Below are 13,905 nucleotides of genomic sequence, written 5' to 3'. Positions count from 1 at the left end.
CGTCGGGCTTGGGCAGGGGCATCCGCTATTCGGCGGGAGTGAGGCCCGCCGCGATGCGCTCGAGCTCGGGGATGAGCGCCTCGAACGCCCGCGCCCGGTGGCTGATCGCGTTCTTCTGCTCGGGCAGCAGCTCGGCGGCCGTCACCTCGTGCCCCTCGGGCTCGAACACGGGGTCGTAGCCGAATCCGTGCGAGCCGCGCGGCTCGTAGGCGAGCGAACCTCGCCAGAGTCCCTCGGCGACGAACTCCTCGTCGGCATCGGCGTCCCGGAGCACGGCCGACGGCACGACGACCGCGATCGTGCAGTGGAAGGCCGCGCCGCGATTCGGCCGGCGCACGTCGCCGAGCTGCGCGAGCAGCAGCCGCACGTTCTCCTCGTCGCCGGCGCGCTCGCCCGCCCAGCGGGCTGAGAAGATGCCGGGGGCGCCGCCCATGACGTCGACCGTGATACCCGAGTCGTCGGCGAGTGCGATGCGCCCGGTGTGCTCCGCCGCGGCGCGAGCCTTGATGAGCGCGTTCTCGGCGAAGCTCGTGCCGTCCTCCACGGGCGACGGGCCGTCGTAGGCGAGCACCGCGAGTCCCGGCATCCGCTCACCCAGGATGCGCTGGAACTCGGCCACCTTGTGCGCGTTGTGGGTGGCGAGCACGACCTCGAGCGCACCCGATGCGGCCGTGGCGTTCGCCCCGGTCACGCGCGCTCCCCCGCCGCCTCGGCGAGCGCGGCGCGCTGCAGCTCGGTGAGCGATGCGGTGCCGGCGAGGGCGAGGTCGAGCAGCGAGTCGAGCTCGCGCCGGTCGAACGGCGCACCCTCGGCGGTGCCCTGCACCTCGACGAAGAGCCCGCGCCCGGTGGCGACGACGTTCATGTCGGTCTCGGCGCGCACGTCCTCGACATAGGCGAGGTCGAGCATGGGGACGCCGTCGATGATGCCGACCGACACGGCCGAGACGGTGTCGATGAGCGGAGTCGCCTTCTGCCCGATGAACTTCTTGTCGCGGGCCCACTCGATGGCGTCGGCGAGCGCGACGTACGCGCCCGTGATCGCGGCAGTGCGCGTGCCGCCGTCGGCCTGCAGCACGTCGCAGTCGATCACGATCGTGTTCTCGCCGAGCGCCTTGGTGTCGATGACGGCGCGGAGGCTGCGACCGATGAGGCGGCTGATCTCGTGGGTGCGCCCGCCGATGCGGCCCTTCACGCTCTCGCGGTCGTTGCGGGTGTTCGTCGAGCGGGGCAGCATCGCGTACTCCGCCGTGACCCAGCCCTTGCCCTTGCCGGTGAGCCAGCGCGGCACGCCGTTCGTGAAGCTCGCGGTGCACAGCACCTTCGTGCCGCCGAACGAGATGAGGGCGCTGCCCTCGGCATGGGCGCTCCAGCCGCGCTCGATGGTCACCTCGCGCAGCTGGTCGGGCGCACGCCCGTCGGCTCGGACGATCGGGGTGGCGGATGCCTCGGTCATGCGTTGTTCTCCTGTCGAAGCCGTGCGCGGTCGGGAAGGGGGATGACGCCCGTCTGCACGAGCTCGACGCTCGGGATCTCGGGGGCGATCAGTCGGTGTGCGAGGTCGAGGAAGGCGCTCGTCGAACGACCGGTCGCCTCGTAGCGGTAGCTGGGCGGCGTCGGGTCGCGCCGCTCCATGCCCGTCGAGACGAGCACGCGGTAGACGTCGTTCGCGGTCTCGACGTCGCTCGAGACGAGGGTGACGCCCTCGCCCATGACGTACGAGATGGCGCCTTTCAGGAACGGGTAGTGGGTGCAGCCGAGCACGAGCGTGTCGATGTCGGCGCGGCGCAGCGGCGCGAGGTACTCCTCGGCGACGGCGAGCAGTTCGTCGCCCGTCGTGATGCCCGCCTCGACGAACTCGACGAAACGGGGGCACGCCTGCGAGAAGAGCTCGAGGTGGGGTGCCGCGGCGAACGCGTCGTCGTACGCTCGCGACGAGACGGTGCCCTGGGTGCCGATCACGCCCACCCGGCCGGTCTTCGTCGCCGCGACCGCCCGGCGCACGGCGGGCTGGATGACCTCGACCACGGGCACGTCGTAGCGCTCGCGCGCGTCGCGCAGCATCGCCGACGAAGCCGTGTTGCACGCGATCACGAGCATCTTCACGCCCTGCGCGACGAGGTCGTCGAGCACGGCGAGCGCGTAGCCGCGCACGTCGGCGATCTTCTTCGGCCCGTAAGGCGAGTGCTCGAGGTCGCCGATGTACAGGATCGACTCGTTCGGCAGCTGGTCCTTCACCGCGCGGGCGACGGTGAGGCCGCCGACCCCTGAGTCGAAGATCCCGATCGGTGCGTCCGTCACGAGGTTCAAGCTTAGGCGAGCGGGCCGGTCGCGTAGGCCTCGCGGATGGCGCGCGCCAGTCTCGTCGTCGCCGGATGCCGCCACGATCGGTGCCAGGCGAGGTGCACCTCGATCGGCGGAGCATCGGTGAGGTCGGCGAACACGATGCCCGGCCTCGGGTACTGGTGGGTCGTGGCCGCCGCCGTGACGCCGATGACCTCGCCGGCGGCGATGAGGTCGAGCCAGTCCTCGAAGGCGGTCGTGTCGGTGATGCGGGGCGGTTCGAGCCCGGCGTCGGACCACAGCGAGGTCGTGGTCGTGCCCGTGTACCGGTCGACCGCGACGACGAACGGCGTGAGGTCGGCGAGTGCGACCCGCGCCCGGTCGGCGAGCTCGTGGTCGACCGGCATCGCCACGTAGCGGCGTTCGTGGCCCACGACCTCGTCGACGACGTCGGGCACGCGCACGTCGCCGCGGATCACGGCGAGGTCGACCCGGCCGTCGGCGAGGCCGGCGTCGCGCCGGTTGATGCGGCTGAGCCGCAGCGGCTCGTCGGGGTGCGCGCGGTTCCACGCGCGGAGCACGGCGGTCGTGTGCGCCCCGAGAGCCGCCCACGAGTAGCCGAGTCGCACCCGGGACCGTTCGCCTCGCAGCTCCGCGACCGCACGGTCGAGCTCGGCGTTCAGCCGGCGGGCCGTGCCCGCGAAGGCGGCGCCCGCGGCCGTCGGCTCGACCCGGCGGGTGGTGCGGTGCACGAGCGGGGTGCCGAGCTCGTGCTCGAGCGCCGCGATCGCCCGCGAGACGGCCGCCTGCGAGAGCCCGAGGCGCGCCGCGGCCGCGGTGAACGAGCGCTCCTCGTCGAGTGCCACGAGGACCCGGAGGTGGCGGAGCTCGACATCCATGCGTCTAGCGTATCGATCGTCCGTGATTGCATTTCACTTCGAACGCAATGCGACCTAGCGTCGAATCATGGAATCGACACGAGCGGCGAGCCTCGCCATGGTCGGCAGCGCGACCTCGGTCGCCGTCGGCGCCGCGATCGGCGCGACCGTCTTCCCGATCGTCGGGCCGGCCGGTGTCGTCGCCCTGCGCCAGGCGGTCGCCGCGATCGCGACGCTCGCCGTGGCCCGCCCCCGGCTCCGCGCGATCGGCTGGCGCCGCCTGCGCCCCGCCGTGCTGCTCGGCGCGGTGCTCGTCGTCATGAACCTCTCGCTCTACGCCTCGATCAGCCGGGTCGGCCTCGGCCTCGCGGTCACCCTCGAGTTCCTCGGCCCCCTCGCGGTCGCGCTCGTCGGTTCGCGCCGGCGGCTCGACCTCGCCTGCGCGCTCGGAGCGGGGCTCGGCGTCGTGCTGCTCACCGGCACGGTCGCCGGCCTCGACCCGCTCGGCATCGCCTTCGGCTTCGTCGCGGCGGGCGCCTGGGCGGCCTACATCGTCATCGGCCAGCGGGCCGCGCTCGCGCTGCCGGGCCTCACCGCGACCGCGGTCTCGAACACCACCGCCGCAGCGGCCACCTCGCCGCTCCTCGTGCTCGCGCTCATCGGGCTCGACCCGGCGGAGCTTCCGCGCGTGCTCCTCGTCGGGGTCGCGGTCGGCCTGCTCTGCTCGGCGCTCCCCTACGCGATCGACATGTGGGCACTGCGACGCGTCTCGAGAGCCAGGTTCGGCGTGCTGCAGAGCCTGCACCCGGCCGCGGCGACGCTCTTCGGCTTCCTCATCCTCGGGCAGACGCTCACCGGTTGGCAGCTCGCGGGCATCGCGCTCGTGATGCTGAGCAACGTCGTCGCGACCGCACGCCCCGCCGACGCATCCGGCCCGCCCGACGCCGCGTCGCCGCGACCGGGGTCGCGTCGGCTCCGGCTAGGCTCGGGGGCGTGACCGGCTCAGCTGCCCTCTTCACCGACCGCTACGAACTGACGATGGTCGATGCCGCCCTGCTCGACGGCACCGCCCACCGCGAGAGCCTCTTCGAGGCGTTCGCGAGACGCCTGCCCGACGGACGCCGCTACGGCGTCGTCGCCGGCACCGGGCGCCTGCTCGAACTCGTCCAGCGGTTCCATTTCGAAGACGCCGAGCTCGAGTGGCTGCGCGAACAGGAGATCGTGCGGCCCGCGACGCTCGACTGGCTCGCCGACTACCGGTTCACGGGCGACATCTGGGGGTATCGCGAGGGCGAGGCGTACTTCCCGGGCTCGCCGCTGCTCACCATCCAGGCGTCGTTCGCCGAGGCCGTCATGCTCGAGACCGTGGTGCTCTCGACGCTCAACTACGACTCCTCCATCGCGAGCGCCGCAGCACGCATGGTGTCGGTCGCACTCGGCCGACCGATCGCCGAGATGGGTTCACGTCGCACGAGCGAACGCTCGGCGATCGCCGCCGCGCGCGCCGCCTACATCGCCGGGTTCGACGCGACCTCGAACCTGGAGGCCGGCCGCACCTGGGGCATCCCGACGATGGGCACCGCGGCGCACGCCTTCACGCTCCTCCACGACAGCGAGGAAGACGCGTTCCGCGCCCAGGTGGCCGCATTCGGCCCGAAGACGACCCTCCTCGTCGACACGTACGACATCACCCGCGGCGTCGAGCTCGCCGTGCAGGTCGCCGGTCCCGAGCTCGGCGCGGTGCGCATCGACTCGGGCGACCTGCCGACGGTCGTCGCCGCGGTGCGCGAGCAGCTCGACGCGCTCGGGGCGGTCGATACGAAGATCACCGTGACGAGCGATCTCGACGAGTTCACGATCGCGGGGCTCTCGGGCGCACCGGTCGACTCGTACGGCGTCGGCACCGCCGTGGTCACCGGCTCGGGCTTTCCCGCCGCAGGCATGGTCTACAAGCTCGTCGCCCGCAAGGACGACGCGGGCGAATGGGTGCCGGTCGCGAAGGCCTCGACCCAGAAGGCGAGCGTCGGCGGACGCAAGAACGCCGCCCGCAGGCTCGACTCGACCCGTACCGCTCGCGAGGAGCTCGTGTTCGTGGGCGACGGGCCCGGCGGCGAGGCCGAGTTCGAGGCGGGCGACCGGCTCCGCCCGCTCATGGTCCAGCTGGTCGCGAAGGGCGAGCCCGACCCGGCGCACCTCGGTCCGGCCGGCACGGCCGCTGCGCGGGCGCACCGCGCCGAGGTCATGCAGGAGCTGCCGATCGAGGCGTTCCGCCTCGGCCGCGGCGAGCCGGTGATCCCGACGAGCTACCGCTGAAGAAGGTGCGCGCCTACGAGCGACGCATCTTCTCGTAGATCTCCTTGCAGGTCGGGCACACCGGGAACTTCTCGGGGTCGCGACCCGGCGTCCACTTCTTGCCGCAGAGCGCCTTGACCGGCTTGCCGGTGAGCGCCGACTCGAGGATCTTCTCCTTCTGCACGTAGTGCGAGAAGCGCTCGTGGTCGCCCGGCTCGATGGCCTCGTCCTCGAGGAGCTTCTCGAGTTCGCGGTCGAGGACGTCGGTGCCGCCGCCCGGCTGGCCGGGGTCGGCGATGCTGGCGCGCACGCTGTGGATCATGACGAAGAGTCTACGCGCGGCTCAGGCGCGGATGGCCGCGGCGAGCGTCTCGGGGCCGCGGGCGTCGAACACGCGTCCGCCCCACCACACGCCGATCGCGAGTGCACCGAGCCCGAGGCCGACGCCGGCGGCGAACGCCGCCGCATGCCACGACGGGTCGACGAGCACGCCCATCGCGGCGAAGATCAGGGCCGGAGCCGCGATGAGGACGGAGGCGAGCATCGTGAGCGACTGCACGAGTGCCGTGAGCCCGCCCGTGGCCTGGGGCTGCTGGAACGGGCTGTCGCCCGGCTTCACCGCAGGATAGGGGAACCGCGCGGACGCGACCGAGCCGACTCCGAGCCCGGCGAGCAGCAGCGCGGTGCTCACGCCGAGCAGCGACGGCAGGAGGCGCCAGTCGCCGAGCACGAAGACGGTGACCGCGCTGCCGAGGCCGATCACGAGGACGCCTGCGAGGAGCACCGGCACCAGCCGGCCGAACCGGTCGGAGACCCCGCGCACCCCGGACACGACGTGCAGCCAGATCGCGGTCGAGTCGTACGCGGTGTCGTTGTGCAGGCTCCAGCCGAGGAACAGGCACATGAGCGGCACCGGGATGAGCCCGAGGTACTGGGTCGGCACGCCGGCGACGCCGAGCGGCACCATCACGAGCACGGGCACGATCGGGATCATCACGACCGACACCCAGTAGCGGGCGTCGCGGAACCAGTACGTGAAGCTGCGGGCGGCGACGGCGCCCGTCGCGCCGTGCGGCATCCGATCGAACCAGCCGAGCCCGCGATAGCTCTTCGCCGAGGCCTCGCGGCCGGGCGTGACGAGCATCTTCGCGACGAGCGCCTGCCAGGCGAGCCAGACGGCGCCGAGCGTGGCCGCGGCGATGAGGAGTTCGAGCACGGCCGGACCCCACGCGCCGGCCGAGGCGTCGCCGGGCACCGCGAAGGCGGCGCCGAACGGCGTCCAGCCGAGGAATCCGCCGAGGGTCGAGAGGATGCTCTGCCCCGAGTTCGCCCAGTCGAGGGTCGCGATCGCGACGATGATGGGCGAGAGCATGACGATGAGCAGCAGGCCGATGACGCCGAGCAGTTCGCGGGCGCGTCGCGTCGACAGCAGGAACGATGCGAGCGCGGTCGTCACCCGGGCCAGGAGCAGGCAGGTCGCGAACGCGAGCGCGGCGGAGATGAGCGCGAGCAGGGTCTCGGCGACACCGCGCGACCAGGTGACGACGGTGCCGAGCAGCACGATGCCGAGCACGAGCGCCGGGATGCCGACGAGCCCGGCGACCGCGAGGCTCAGCGCGAGCGTGCGGTCGGGCAGGCCGAAGAGCGCGAACTTGCGCGGGTCCATCGTGTCGTCGGTGCCGAACACGAGCGGGAACACGATGAACCCGACCATCGTCGCCGACCCGGCGATGACGAGCGCGTTGCGGATCGTCTCGACGTCGCCGACGACGCGCAGCGCGACGAGCGAGAGGAACAGGACGATCGCGAGCCCGAGCCCGTAGACGAGCCCGACGACGATGCCGACGACCTGCCAGGTGCTCCGTTTGAAGATGTTCGCCAGCAGGCGCAGTTTCAGTCCGAGAAACTGTGCAACCATTCCATGCCTTCCGCAGCCTTGCGCCCGCCCGCGAGCTCGACGAATCGGTCTTCGAGCGTCTGGCCGGCGCGCACCTCGTCGAGGGTGCCGGAGGCGAGCACGCGGCCCGAGACAATGATGGCCGCCGAGTCGCACACCCGCTCGATGAGATCCATGCCGTGGCTCGAGAGCACCACCGTGCCGCCGCCCGCGACGTACCGTTCGAGGATCTCGGTGAGGTTCGCGGCCGACACCGGGTCGACCGACTCGAAGGGCTCGTCGAGCACGAGCAGCCGGGGCGAGTGGATCAGCGCGCACGCGAGCGCGATCTTCTTCGTCATGCCGGCCGAGTAGTCGGCGACGAGCCGGTCGACCGCGTCGTCGAGCCCGAACGCGGAGATGAGGTCGGCGCTGCGATCGCGCACCGTGCGGTTGTCGAGCCCGCGGAGCACGCCCGAGTAGTAGAGCAGCTGGCTGCCGGTCAACCGATCGAACAGGCGCAGGCGGTCTGGCAGCACGCCGGTCACGCGCTTCGCGGCGCGCGGGTCGGCCCAGGCGTCGATGCCGTGGATGGCGACCGTGCCGGCGTCGGGCCGCAGCAGGCCCGTGACCATCGAGAGCGTCGTCGTCTTGCCCGCGCCGTTCGGCCCGACGATGCCGAAGAACGACCCCGCGCGCACCGAGAGGCTGATGCCGTCGACCGCCGTGTTCTCGCCGAAGCGCTTCACGAGGCCGGAGATCTCGAGCACGCGCGGCGCATCGACGGGCGGCGCCGGCCGCGCCACCCGGAGGGTGCGCTTCTTGCGCGGCGCCGTCGACTTCTTCGCGGGGATCACGGTCACGGCCTGGGCAGCGATGGTCGGTGCGGATGCCTCGGCGGCTGCGTCGTCGAGCACGCCGTCGGCGCCGGGCGCCTCGGCGGGCGAGGTCTCGGCGAGTGCCGCCGAGCCGTCGGGGTCGACCGCGTCGGCAGGCGGCGTCGTGACGCCGGCGGCGGGCGCTTCGTCCGATTCGTGGACCAGCACCTCCGTCGCCGCGGTCGCCGCCGTCGCCGCCGTGCGCTTGCGTTCGGTGGTCGCCTCCAGGTCGAACGCCCCGTCCTTCGCCGGGGCCTCCGCGGGCTCGACGGCGGGGGCCGCGGCGTCGCCGCCCTTGCGCGGGCCGCGTTCGGCGGCGGTGGTCTCAGTGGTGAGCGAGGCCGCCACGCGCTGCGACTGGCGATGCGCCGACGCCGACGCGGCGGCGCGATTGCGCGTCTCGGCGGCGCTCGCGACGCTCGAGGACCGGGTGGCCCCCGTCGATCGCGCGGCCGCGCTCCGCGCCGAGCTCGCCGAGGCCGACGCGGCGCGGGAGGCACCGCTGCGCTTCGATCCGGACGCCTCGGCCGTCGTGCTCGAGGGCGACTCGCCCTCGGCCGCCGCAGCTGCCGCGGCGGCAGCGGCGGCCTTGTTGGCCTTGCGCGTCGCTGCGGCCTTCTTCGCTGCCGCCGAACGTGCCGCCGAACGCTCGGCGGGCGTCATCGCCGCGGTCTTCGACGTCGCCGAGGCCGGCTTCGCGCCGCCCTCGTTCGAGCCGGCCGGCTTCGCAGCTGCACCCTTCTCGGAGCCCGCCTTCGAACCGGCCGATGAGCCGGCGCTCGTCGAGCGGGCGCCGGAGCCGCCGGTCGACCCGGTCGGGGCACCACCCTGCTCGGACGCCCCCGCACCGGTGCCTTCGACAGCTTCGTCGTCGTGGTCGGAACGCGAAACGGAAGTCACCAAGCCAACCTACCAATGACCGCCCGTCGAGCGCGCCCCCGCCCTCGGCGGCGCTTTCTGTGCATTGCCTGTGCGTCGTATCACGATCCGACTACGACCGTCCGGCCCGAATGGCCCGTTCGGCAGGCGCCCCGATAGTCTGTAGTCCGGCATAACGGCGTGTCCATATGTGAACTTCCGGATGAACTCCGGGCGAATTCCTCGGTTCGAGGCCGCCCGGTGGGGGCGTCCGACCACCGAAGGAGATGCAGTGACCACCCAGATCGTGATTCTCGCGGCCGGCATGGGGAGCCGACTCGGGCGATCCCTCCCCAAGCCGCTCACCGAACTCAGCGACGGCCGCACCATCATGCGCCAGCAGTTCGACAACATCGAGCACGCGTTCGGCGGCACCGCCGACGTGACGATCGTCGTCGGCTACAAGCTCGAGCACATCATCGAGGCGTTCCCGCAGGCGTCGTTCGTGTACAACGAGGAGTACGACCAGACGAACACCTCGAAGTCGCTCATGCGCGCCCTCGCCGCGTCGCAGCAGGGCGGCGTGCTGTGGATGAACGGCGACGTCGTGTTCGACCCGGCGATCCTCGACCGGGCCCTTCCGCTCATCGCGCGCGACCAGTCCTTCGTCACGGTGAACACCGCGAAGGTCTCCGACGAAGAGGTGAAGTACACGACGAGCGCCGAGGGCTACATCAAGGAGCTCTCGAAGACCGTCAAGGGCGGCCTCGGCGAAGCGGTCGGCATCAACTACATCTCGAGCCGCGACAAGGCCACGTTCCTCGCGCACCTGCAGCGCGTCGGCGACCAGGACTACTTCGAGCGCGGTCTCGAGCTCGCGATCGAGCACAACGGCCTCCTCGTCGAGCCGATGGACGTCTCCGACCTCTACGCGGTCGAGATCGACTTCGCCGAAGACCTGGAGCGTGCGAACCACTTCGTGTGACCTGCAGCACACAGCGCAATGACGAAGAGCGGATGCCTCGAGGCATCCGCTCTTCGTCGTTCAGGGCACGTCAGGCGAGGGTGCGCGCGACGCCCGCCCGCGACAGCGAGCGCGCGATCACACGACCGAGCCAGGTGAAGACCACGGGGCTCAGCGTGAACATCGCGAGGTAGAGCGCCCAGAACCAGGGCGCGTAGTGCTCGGGGCCGAGCGCGACGAACGTTCCGGCCGCGAGCGCGAGCCCCGATCCGCCGGCCGCGGCGTAGAACAGCCACGGCGACCACGAGCGGTAGCGCGTGACGAAGAACGGGAGTTCGAGGAGCGCGCCGACGAGCAGGCCCGTGAGCAGGAACCGCCAGATCCACTGCGGCGCGAACGCGGCGCCAACGAGCCCCGCGATGAACCCCGTGAGGATGCCGACCCCCGGGCGCTTCAGCAGTGCGAGTGCGACGGCGCTCGGCAGGAAGTGCGAGCCGATCGTGATGCCGTAGAGCATGGGCGCGATGCCCGCGATGAGGCCGGCGAAGTAGCCGGCTCCCGCGGCGAACAGGCCGCCGCCGACGCCGATCGCGGCGCAGCTCAGAATGACGCGGGTGCTGGTGCGGTGCACGGGTGCGCGGCTCCTCTCGACCGGGCTCGGCAGGTCGCCACCCGTCCGCATCAAATCTACCCCGCCCGGGCATCTACGATGAGATGCGTGACGAGCACCGCACCGGTCGCCTACGGCGACGCCCATCCGCTCCAGCGGACGCCGTGGGCGCGGTACCGGCACGCGCTCTGGCTGCTCACGACGCGCGACCTCAAGGTGCGCTACTCGACCTCGGCGCTCGGCTACGTGTGGTCGGTGCTCGACCCGCTGCTCATGGCGGGCATCTACTACTTCGTGTTCACGATCGTGTTCCAGCGGCTGAGCGGCACCGAACCGTACATCGTGTTCCTGCTGTCGGCGCTCCTGCCGTGGATGTGGTTCAACGGCGCGGTGTCCGACTCGACGCGCGCGTTCCTGAAGGATGCGAAGCTCGTTCGGTCGACGATGATCCCCCGCACGATCTGGGTCAACCGCATCGTGCTCGCGAAGGGCATCGAGTTCCTGCTCGCGATCCCGGTGCTCGCGCTGTTCGCGATCGTGTTCGGCGCGACCGTCTCGTGGGAGCTCGTGCTCTTCCCGCTCGGGATCGCACTGCAGGCGCTGCTCACGGTCGCCGTGTGCCTCATCGTCGCGCCGCTCGTCGTGTTCTTCCGCGACCTCGAGCGCGCGGTGAAGCTCATCCTGCGGTTCCTGTTCTACGCGTCCCCGATCGTCTACGGCGTCTCGAACCTGCCGGCCGACCTGCGCCCGTGGGCCGCCTTCAACCCGCTGACCGGCATCTTCAGCCTCTACCGCGCCGGGTTCTTCCCGGGCGAGCTCGACTGGTTCGCGGTCGCGGTGTCGACCGGAATGTCGCTCGTGCTGCTCGCGCTCGGGCTGTGGGTGTTCCGTTCGTGCGAGCGTCAGGTGCTGAAGGAGATCTGATGACGGAAGCCACCACCGCCGTCTCCCCCGGCGCCGCCGCCCCGCCACCGCCGACCGCGATCCGCACGGAGGGCCTCGGCATCCGGTTCCGACGCAACCGCCGCGGCCGCCGTTCGTTCAAGGACCTGTTCGCCGGCAAGCGCCGCCGCAACCGGCCGGGCGAGTTCTGGGCGCTCCGCGACGTGTCGATCGAGGTGCGCCCCGGCGAGGCCATCGGCGTCGTCGGACGCAACGGCCAGGGCAAGTCGACGCTCCTGAAGCTCGTGGCGGGGGTCATGCTGCCCGACGAGGGCACGGTCGAGATCACGGGCGGCGTCGCGCCGCTCATCGAGATCACCGGCGGGTTCGTCGGCGAGCTCACGGTGCGCGACAACGTGTACCTGACCGCGGGCCTGCACGGCATGACGCGGGCGCAGATCGATGCGAAGTTCGACGAGGTCATCGGGTTCGCCGAGATCGGCGATTTCCTCGAGACGCCGTACAAGCACCTCTCGAGCGGCATGAAGGTGCGCATCGCCTTCGCGGTGATCTCGCAGCTCGAGGAGCCAATCCTGCTCGTCGACGAGGTGCTCGCCGTGGGCGACGCCGCGTTCCGCGAGAAGTGCTATCGGCGCATCGACGAGCTGCTCGCCGGCGGCCGCACCCTCTTCTTCGTCTCGCACAACGAGCGCGACCTGCGCCGGTTCTGCACGCGCGGTCTCTACCTCGACAAGGGCAGGCTCGCGCTCGACGCGCCCATCGACGAGGTGCTCGAGCAGTACAACAAGGACTACGGCACGAAGAAGTAGCGACGCTCGCGCGGTCGAGGAGCGCGCGACGGTGGGCCTTGTGCCTCGGGAGCCGTCTCGCAGAGCTCAGGCGAGTGCGTCGCGCTCGATGATCGCCCGGATCGCGGCGGCGTCGTTCGCCGTCTCGGTCACGACCTGCGGCGCGTCGAGGAGTTCGCGCAGGTGCTCGGGCACCTCGGGCGTCCGCCCGATCGCCTCCTCCACGATGTCGGGGAACTTGGCGGGCTTCGCGGTCTCGAGCACGAGCATCGGGATGCCTCGTTCGAGATTCCGACGCGCGACGGCGAGCCCGTCGGCCGTGTGGGGGTCGACGACCACGCCGTAGCGCTCGTGGGTCTCGCGGATCGCGGCGACCCGGTCGGCGTGCGTGCTCGAGCCGCTCACGAACCCGAACTCGCCGGCGAAGCGCTCGCGTTCTGCCGACAGGTCGAGCACGCCGTCGCGTTCGAGGCCAACCCAGGCCTCGCGGAGCCGCTCGGGGTCGCGCCCGAGCACCTCGAACACGAACCGCTCGAAGTTCGACGCGCGGGAGATGTCCATCGAGGGGCTCGACGTCGCGAGGGCCTCGACGCCGGCGCGCGGCCGGTACACGCCCGTGCGGAAGAACTCGTCGAGCACGTTGTTCTCGTTCGTCGCGAGCACGAGCCTGCGGATCGGCACGCCCATGCAGCGGGCGAGGTAGCCCGAGAAGATGTTGCCGAAGTTGCCCGACGGCACGGTGACGTCGATGCGTTGCGCAGCGCGCTCGGCCTCGGGCAGCGCATCGGTGACGCGCAGCCACGCCCAGACGTAGTAGACGACCTGCGCGCAGACGCGTGCGAAGTTGATCGAGTTGACCGCGCCGATGCGATAGCGCCGCTTGAACTCGGCATCGCCGGCGATCTGCTTCACGAGGTGCTGGCAGTCGTCGAAGTCGCCCGCGACGGCGATGTTGTGGATGTTCTCGTCGGTGAGCGAGTACATCTGTGCGCGCTGGAACCGGCTCATGCGCCCCTGCGGCGACAGCATGAACACCGCGATGCCGCGCTTGCCGCGCAGCGCGACCTCGGCGGCCGAGCCGGTGTCGCCCGACGTCGCGCCGAGGATGTTGAGGGTGGCGCCGTCGTGGGCGAGGGCGTACTCGAGCGCCTGCCCGAGGAACTGCATCGCCATGTCCTTGAAGGCGAGCGTCGGCCCCTCCGAGAGCCCCACGAGCGCGAGCTCGTCGTCGAGGCGCCGGATCGGCACGATCTCGTCGCGGTCGAACAACGCCGGGTCGTAGGCGGCGCGGCAGAGCCGTTCGAGGTCGTCGCGCGGGACGCCGTCGGCGTAGCGGCCGATCACCTCGATCGCGAGGCCGGCGTAGTCGAGCCCGCGCCACGCCTCGAGCTCGGCAGCCGACACCTGCGGCACCGTCTCGGGCACGACGAGACCCCCGTCGGGTGCGAGGCCCTCCACCAGGATCTCGGAGAACGGCGACGGCTGCATGCCGCCGCGGGTCGAGACGTACTTCACGGCGCTCCTCCGGGATCGGTGCGGAACTTCGATCGTATCGAGGATCGGCCGAGTGCGACGG

General features: G+C 71.5%; 15 protein-coding genes. 6 read left to right on the top strand and 9 right to left on the bottom strand.

Features of this window, described 5'->3' with window-relative positions:
• Positions 1–25: 25 nt before the first annotated feature.
• Genes rdgB through ACFWGP_RS16975 form a run of 4 tightly spaced genes read right to left on the bottom strand, consistent with a single transcriptional unit; the run spans position 26 to position 3,181 of the window.
• Entirely contained in the window at positions 26–691 is a 666-nt protein-coding gene (gene rdgB / locus ACFWGP_RS16990) for an RdgB/HAM1 family non-canonical purine NTP pyrophosphatase (protein ID WP_376931428.1), read from the bottom strand.
• Positions 688–1,455 (bottom strand): ribonuclease PH, encoded by a 768-nt coding sequence (gene rph / locus ACFWGP_RS16985; RefSeq protein ID WP_231430583.1) that lies wholly within the window; start codon positions 1,453–1,455, stop codon positions 688–690. Before rph ends, rdgB begins: the two co-directional genes overlap by 4 nt.
• Positions 1,452–2,300 (bottom strand): glutamate racemase, encoded by an 849-nt coding sequence (murI, locus tag ACFWGP_RS16980; protein ID WP_275505718.1) that lies wholly within the window; start codon positions 2,298–2,300, stop codon positions 1,452–1,454. Before murI ends, rph begins: the two co-directional genes overlap by 4 nt.
• A gap of 11 nt (positions 2,301–2,311) precedes the next feature.
• Complete coding sequence (locus ACFWGP_RS16975) at positions 2,312–3,181, bottom strand: LysR family transcriptional regulator (RefSeq protein ID WP_376931427.1); 870 nt, start codon at positions 3,179–3,181, stop codon at positions 2,312–2,314.
• A gap of 67 nt (positions 3,182–3,248) precedes the next feature.
• Between ACFWGP_RS16975 and ACFWGP_RS16970 the strand changes: the two genes are divergently transcribed.
• Together ACFWGP_RS16970 and ACFWGP_RS16965 are read left to right on the top strand one after the other, a co-directional pair.
• A complete protein-coding gene (locus tag ACFWGP_RS16970) occupies positions 3,249–4,157 on the top strand; it encodes a DMT family transporter (protein WP_376931426.1) in 909 nt (302 codons plus the stop codon).
• Positions 4,154–5,473: a nicotinate phosphoribosyltransferase gene (locus tag ACFWGP_RS16965; RefSeq protein WP_376931425.1), complete on the top strand. Its 1,320-nt coding sequence runs from the start codon at positions 4,154–4,156 to the stop codon at positions 5,471–5,473. Before ACFWGP_RS16970 ends, ACFWGP_RS16965 begins: the two co-directional genes overlap by 4 nt.
• Before the next feature lie 13 nt (positions 5,474–5,486).
• Here ACFWGP_RS16965 and ACFWGP_RS16960 read toward each other — a convergent pair whose 3' ends face one another.
• Genes ACFWGP_RS16960 through ACFWGP_RS16950 form a run of 3 tightly spaced genes read right to left on the bottom strand, consistent with a single transcriptional unit; the run spans position 5,487 to position 8,134 of the window.
• On the bottom strand, positions 5,487–5,774 hold the full coding sequence (locus ACFWGP_RS16960) for a DUF3039 domain-containing protein (protein ID WP_231430578.1): 288 nt from the start codon (positions 5,772–5,774) through the stop codon (positions 5,487–5,489).
• A 21-nt stretch (positions 5,775–5,795) separates the two neighbouring features.
• A complete protein-coding gene (locus tag ACFWGP_RS16955) occupies positions 5,796–7,370 on the bottom strand; it encodes a hypothetical protein (RefSeq protein ID WP_376931424.1) in 1,575 nt (524 codons plus the stop codon).
• Positions 7,346–8,134: an ABC transporter ATP-binding protein gene (locus tag ACFWGP_RS16950; protein WP_231432308.1), complete on the bottom strand. Its 789-nt coding sequence runs from the start codon at positions 8,132–8,134 to the stop codon at positions 7,346–7,348. The genes ACFWGP_RS16955 and ACFWGP_RS16950 overlap by 25 nt, the downstream gene beginning before the upstream one ends.
• Positions 8,135–8,537: 403 nt before the next feature.
• Between ACFWGP_RS16950 and ACFWGP_RS16945 the strand changes: the two genes are divergently transcribed.
• The gene (locus ACFWGP_RS16945; protein WP_231430575.1) at positions 8,538–9,125 is read left to right on the top strand and encodes a hypothetical protein; all 588 of its coding nucleotides are present in this window, start codon (positions 8,538–8,540) and stop codon (positions 9,123–9,125) included.
• A gap of 231 nt (positions 9,126–9,356) precedes the next feature.
• Positions 9,357–10,049, top strand: a complete 693-nt coding sequence (locus tag ACFWGP_RS16940) for an NTP transferase domain-containing protein (RefSeq protein ID WP_231430574.1) — start codon at positions 9,357–9,359, stop codon at positions 10,047–10,049.
• A gap of 70 nt (positions 10,050–10,119) precedes the next feature.
• Here ACFWGP_RS16940 and ACFWGP_RS16935 read toward each other — a convergent pair whose 3' ends face one another.
• Positions 10,120–10,659, bottom strand: a complete 540-nt coding sequence (locus ACFWGP_RS16935) for an ECF transporter S component (protein ID WP_376931423.1) — start codon at positions 10,657–10,659, stop codon at positions 10,120–10,122.
• Between the two features lie 87 nt (positions 10,660–10,746).
• Here ACFWGP_RS16935 and ACFWGP_RS16930 point away from each other — a divergent pair, with 87 nt between their 5' ends.
• Positions 10,747–11,562, top strand: coding sequence for an ABC transporter permease (locus ACFWGP_RS16930; RefSeq protein WP_231430570.1), 816 nt, complete (start codon positions 10,747–10,749; stop codon positions 11,560–11,562).
• Positions 11,562–12,350, top strand: a complete 789-nt coding sequence (locus ACFWGP_RS16925; RefSeq protein WP_231430569.1) for an ABC transporter ATP-binding protein — start codon at positions 11,562–11,564, stop codon at positions 12,348–12,350. The genes ACFWGP_RS16930 and ACFWGP_RS16925 overlap by 1 nt, the downstream gene beginning before the upstream one ends.
• 66 nt (positions 12,351–12,416) lie before the next feature.
• Here ACFWGP_RS16925 and thrC read toward each other — a convergent pair whose 3' ends face one another.
• Positions 12,417–13,844: a threonine synthase gene (gene thrC / locus ACFWGP_RS16920; RefSeq protein WP_231430568.1), complete on the bottom strand. Its 1,428-nt coding sequence runs from the start codon at positions 13,842–13,844 to the stop codon at positions 12,417–12,419.
• Between the last annotated feature and the right edge of the window lie 61 nt (positions 13,845–13,905).

It is taken from the genome of Agromyces sp. NPDC127015 (genome assembly GCF_042725165.1).
Lineage (GTDB): Bacteria > Actinomycetota > Actinomycetes > Actinomycetales > Microbacteriaceae > Agromyces > Agromyces chromiiresistens.
This window is presented reverse-complemented; position numbering and strand designations above follow the sequence as displayed.